Here is a 2,960-nt window from a genome sequence, read left to right as displayed (position 1 = left end):
GTCAGCTGGTTGTTGAAGTCGTCCGGGCCGGTGAAGACGCGGCCCGGCAGGAAACTGGTCTCCAGGTAGCCGTTCGCCCGCTCGACCAGTCCTTTGCCGCGAGTCGTCGACTGCACCCGCTCAGCCCGGTCGGCCCGGAGTTGTCCGGGTCACGCACCCGTTCCACCCGTGGCATGGGCGGGGGTTCACCTTCGTCGACCGGCGCCTGGCCTGGGACGAGGACCGGGTCAGCTTCCTGGACGAGAACGGCGAGGTGGCCTCCCTGCCTGCGGCGTGGACGGACATCGACCCGGTCGACCCGTTCGTGGTGATCGCCGCGGGCCGCTGCCCGTTCCGTGTGCAGGACCTGCTGGGCGTCGCCGACCTGCTCGACGCGCTCCGGTCGCGCGGTGTCGAGGGGATGACGCCGTGAGCGTCGTCTGATCGACGCCGCAGGCCGCGTCCCTGGTGATCGTCGGCGCGCGGAGGGAGCCCCCAGTGTGCTCTCTCACCTGGTGTTTCACCTCCGCGCGCCCCCTTCCTGGTCGGGTGAGCCTTTGAAGTCACCACTGCAAGGGCGTCAGAACCGAAGGACAAGTTAGGTACTGGAGGCGCGAATGGGGGGCACGGTCTTGGCTGAGCCCTTGGCGGCTGCGGTGAACGGACCGGAGGACGGACCCCTCGACTGGCACGGCATCGACTGGGCCAGGTGCGAGGAGAACGTACGGCGGCTGAGGCAGAGGATCTTCAAGGCGACGCAGGACGGGGACCTGAAGAAGGTCCGCAACTTGCAGAAGCTCATGCTGCGAAGCCGAAGCAACACGCTGGTCAGCGTGAAGCGGGTGACGCAGCAGAGTAGTGGTCGCAAGACCGCTGGTATCGACGGGGAGCGAGCCCTCACCCCAGCGGCGAGGGGGAAGCTGGCGACCGAGGTCCATCGGTCGTCCCAGCCCTGGAAGGCCAGGCCGGTCAAGCGCGTGTTCATCCCGAAGAGCAACGGGAAACAGCGACCGCTCGGCATCCCGGTCATCCGTGACCGGGTGCTCCAGGCCCGCGTGAAGAACGCGCTGGAGCCCGAGTGGGAGGCGCGGTTCGAGCCGAGGTCATACGGCTTCCGGCCCGGCCGCAGCTGTCAGGACGCGATCGCAGCGATCTTCTGGACGGTGAAGGGCAAAGCCCCGAAGCGTCTGTGGGTCCTGGATGCGGACCTGGCGGCGGCGTTCGACCGCATCGACCACGACCACCTGATGGCCTCCATCGGTCAGTTTCCCGCCAGGGACCTGATCCGGGGCTGGTTGAAGGCGGGCGTGATCGACCTCGGTCGGTACGCACCGACCGAGGAGGGAACTCCCCAAGGCGGCGTGATCAGCCCGCTGCTGATGAACGTTGCTCTACATGGACTGGAACAGGCCGCCGGGTGCCACTACACGGTGAGGGCCGGGGGCAAGTCCGGCGCGACGCCGGGCACCCCCGTGCTGGTGAGGTATGCCGACGACTTCATCGTGCTCTGTCACGACGAAGCCCAGGTGGATCAGGTCAGGGCCCGGCTGGAGGACTGGCTGGAACCGAGGGGTCTTCGCTTCAACGAGGAGAAGACCAAGGTCGTCCATCTCGAAGATGGATTCGACTTTCTCGGCTTCACCGTTCGCCGGACGGGCGGCAAGCTGATCATCAAACCGAGTACGGCGGCTTGCAAGAGGCTCCGGGCGCGGCTGCGGACCGAGGTGAAGGCCCTGCACGGGTCGAACGCCGAGGCTGTGTTGCGCAGGCTGATCCCGATCGTTCGCGGTTGGGCGGCCTACTACCGGGCGGTGGCGTCCACGACGACGTTCTCATCGTTGGACCACTACTTGTGGCGGCTGACCTTCAAATGGGCCAGACGCAGCCACCGCAACAAGTCGAGGTACTGGGTCGTGGACCGGTACTTCGGCAGGTTCCACCCGTCCAGGCGGGACCGGTGGGTGTTCGGTGACCGCGACAGCGGTGCCTTCTTGCCCAAATTCGCCTGGACCGGCATCGTCCGCCACCAACTCGTCAAGGGCGGAGCGTCCCCGGACGACCCGGCCCTGGTCGAGTACTGGCAGGAACGCCGCCGACGGAAAGCGCCGCCGCCGATGGACAAGACCAGTCTCGTCCTGGCGGTGCGGCAGCAGGGGCTCTGTCCCCTCTGCAAGCAGGCGCTGATCGCCGGGGCCGAGTACGAACCGGACAGCCCGCGCGAGTGGATCGACTGGTTCGCGGCCTCGAAGAAGATGCTCCACAAGCATCACTTCACCTACCGGCGAGACGGCGGCTCGGACGAGCGGACCAATCTTCGCCTCGTGCACTCCGAATGCCACCGCCAGCGCCATGCAGGCGACGGCAAACGGACCACGTGACCCTGCTGACCTGCGAAGCCCTTGGGGCTTGCTTGAGCCGGATGTGCTGAAAGGTACAAGTCCGGTTCTGAGGGGGCCGGGGCCCAGCAATGGGCTCCGGCTACCCGACTCAACGAGGGGGCCGCCACGGTCGTTCAGAGCATGATCCGGCCCGTTCGCGCTTTCATCCACGCGCACTCGCCCGCGCCGGCGCCGTCGGCCAACGCCTTCTTCTTCGCCTGGATGATCGCCGTCGCCTTCACGGCAAAGCCACGAAGCACACCGCGGTACATCGCCAATGCCTGCGTGTGGCTCGCCACCGCCGGCATGGTCTGGGCCGCGACCCCCGACGCCGCACGACCCGTCAGCCTCGGGGTCACAGTCCTGCTTTGGGCAGGCGGGCTGTATCGCGCCAGCATCCTCTTCTGCGCGTTCATGGTCGTTCTCGCGCCGGTAGTAAGCGAGCACCCCGCGATCCTGTTGGTCGGCCTCCTGGGAGCCCTCGCCGCTGGGTTGTACAAGCTCGCCGACTAGGAGCGTGGGTCGGTAACGAGCAACTGGCCGGGTGGGTTTGATCGCCGCGATCGGTCGCGGTCGCCCGGTCCGTGCTCGCCGCGCCGGTGG

General features: G+C 67.5%; 2 protein-coding genes and 1 pseudogene. All 3 read left to right on the top strand.

Going from position 1 to position 2,960, the window contains the following annotated elements; translation table 11 throughout:
- Window positions 1-160: 160 nt before the first annotated feature.
- A pseudogene (locus ACGF12_RS38185) lies at window positions 161-412 on the top strand (DUF5372 family protein); the annotation flags it as partial.
- A gap of 184 nt (window positions 413-596) precedes the next feature.
- Window positions 597-2,357 carry a group II intron reverse transcriptase/maturase gene (gene ltrA, locus ACGF12_RS38180; protein WP_393041144.1) on the top strand — a complete coding sequence of 587 codons (1,761 nt, stop codon included), beginning with the start codon at window positions 597-599 and terminating at the stop codon, window positions 2,355-2,357.
- Between the two features lie 141 nt (window positions 2,358-2,498).
- Window positions 2,499-2,870 (top strand): hypothetical protein, encoded by a 372-nt coding sequence (locus tag ACGF12_RS38175; protein ID WP_393041141.1) that lies wholly within the window; start codon window positions 2,499-2,501, stop codon window positions 2,868-2,870.
- Window positions 2,871-2,960: the final 90 nt, after the last annotated feature.

It is taken from the genome of Kitasatospora sp. NPDC048296 (assembly GCF_043201815.1).
GTDB lineage: Bacteria > Actinomycetota > Actinomycetes > Streptomycetales > Streptomycetaceae > Kitasatospora.
The sequence above is the reverse complement of the archived record's forward strand: the minus strand, read 5'-3'. Positions and strand labels throughout refer to the sequence as shown.

Coding starts and splice junctions, on each gene's coding strand:
- ltrA (WP_393041144.1), top strand. CDS start 597: ATGGGGGGCACGGTCTTGGCTGAGCCCTTGGCGGCTGCGGTGAACGGA.
- ACGF12_RS38175 (WP_393041141.1), top strand. CDS start 2,499: ATGATCCGGCCCGTTCGCGCTTTCATCCACGCGCACTCGCCCGCGCCG.